The sequence below is a fragment of the Arthrobacter sp. SW1 genome (assembly GCF_001766675.1).
In the GTDB taxonomy this organism is placed as follows: domain Bacteria; phylum Actinomycetota; class Actinomycetes; order Actinomycetales; family Micrococcaceae; genus Arthrobacter.
Window position 1 is genome coordinate 1 of the sequence record NZ_MJLT01000043.1, and the last position, 1,460, is coordinate 1,460.

The 1,460-nt window shown below is 67.1% G+C and carries 2 protein-coding genes; both read right to left on the reverse strand.

Going from position 1 to position 1,460, the window contains the following annotated elements:
• Window positions 1-2 precede the first annotated feature (2 nt).
• Window positions 3-893 carry an ABC transporter permease gene (locus tag BIU82_RS13395; protein ID WP_083292337.1) on the reverse strand — a complete coding sequence of 297 codons (891 nt, stop codon included), beginning with the start codon at window positions 891-893 and terminating at the stop codon, window positions 3-5.
• The coding region (locus BIU82_RS13400; protein WP_139146613.1) for a TOBE domain-containing protein at window positions 890-1,460 on the reverse strand (571 nt) is incomplete at its 5' end. The genes BIU82_RS13400 and BIU82_RS13395, both read right to left, overlap by 4 nt.

Sequence of the window (1,460 nt, forward strand, 5' to 3'; positions counted from 1 at the left end):
TCTCAGGCTCCGATCTTCTTGGTCAGGCGCTGGTACACGGCGATGATGAGGCCGAAGAGCAGCAGCAGGATGACGGACAGGGCGGCTGCGAAGGGCCAGTTGAGCAGGCCTGTGGTCTGGTCGTAGATTTCCGTGGCCAGCACCTGCACCGCGCCGCCACCCAGCAGGCGCGGGGTGATGAAGGTGCTGACGGAGAGCACGAAGACCATGAGGAACGCAGTGAGCACGCCCGGCAGGGTCAGGGGGAGCGTTACGCGGGTGAACACTTTGAACTTGCTGGCGCCCAGGGAACCCGCCGCCTCTTCCAGCTGCGGGCTGAGCCGGCCGAACCCGGAGATCATGGCCAGGATGGCGTAAGGCATGAAGATTTCCACCAGGCCGATCGTCACGCCGGTCATGTTGTTGGTCAGCTTCAGCGGGTCCGTGATGAAGCCCAGGCCCTTGAGGGAGGAGTTGACCAGCCCGGTGTCGCCCAGGATGACCATCCAGCCATAGGTACGGACGACGGCGGAGGTCAGCAGCGGCGCGATGGCCAAAGCGGTGAGGAGTCCCTTCCACTTGCTGGTGGAGCGGGCCAGGAACATCGCCACCGGGTAGGAAACCAGCACGCAGAGGATGCCGACCACCAGGCCCATCTGGAACGTGTCCAGGGTGACCTTCCAGAAGTAGGAATCACTGAGCGGTTCGGTGTAGTGCCGGAGGGTGAAGCCTTCCTCCACCACGCCGTCGGGGCCGCCCTCGTTGAAGGACATCCGCACCATGTAGGCCAGCGGCAGCACGAAGCCGGCCACCAGGCCGAGGATTGCCGGCGCCAGGAGGGCGATGACGGTACGGCGGTCCCGCCGGGTCTTGGCCTTCTCCAGCACGCCCGGTGCGAGGCCGGTGACGGTCATGATGCCACGACCTGTTCCCCTGCCGGGGCGCCTGCCGCCGTCGGGGAGGCCGCGGCCGGTGGCGCGGCGGTGCCGGGGATGATGAAGGCATCGGCCGGGTCCCAGGACAGGTAGGCGGTCTCGCCGATCCGGGGAATGCCGGTGCTGGCGGTGGGCATCTGGGACAGCAGGTCCTTGTCCCCGGCCCGGACTCCGAGGGACAGCGAATCGCCGGTGTAGCTGACGCGTTCAATCACGCCTTCGATGTACGGCCCGGAGGGCTGTTCGAGGGAAGTCTTCAAGCGGTGCGGGCGGACCACGATCTCATGGGTGCTTCCCGCCAAACCGGCGGCGCCCACGGCGCCGAAGCGGCCAAAGCCGTCCACGTCCACCACGTAGCGGCGCTCATCGTCGGCGGCAGCGCCGTCGTCGGACACAACTGCGGCGGCGAAGAAGTTCGCCTGGCCGATGAAGTCGGCCACGAAGTGGGTCTGCGGACGCTCGTAGACTTCGGCGGGGGCGCCGTACTGTTCGATGATGCCGCCGTTCATGACGGCGATCCGGTCCGCCATGTCCAGGGCTTCGTCC

Excerpts from the sequence above, each read along its gene's own strand:
- BIU82_RS13395 (WP_083292337.1), bottom strand. The coding sequence starts at position 893 with ATGACCGTCACCGGCCTCGCACCGGGCGTGCTGGAGAAGGCCAAGACC.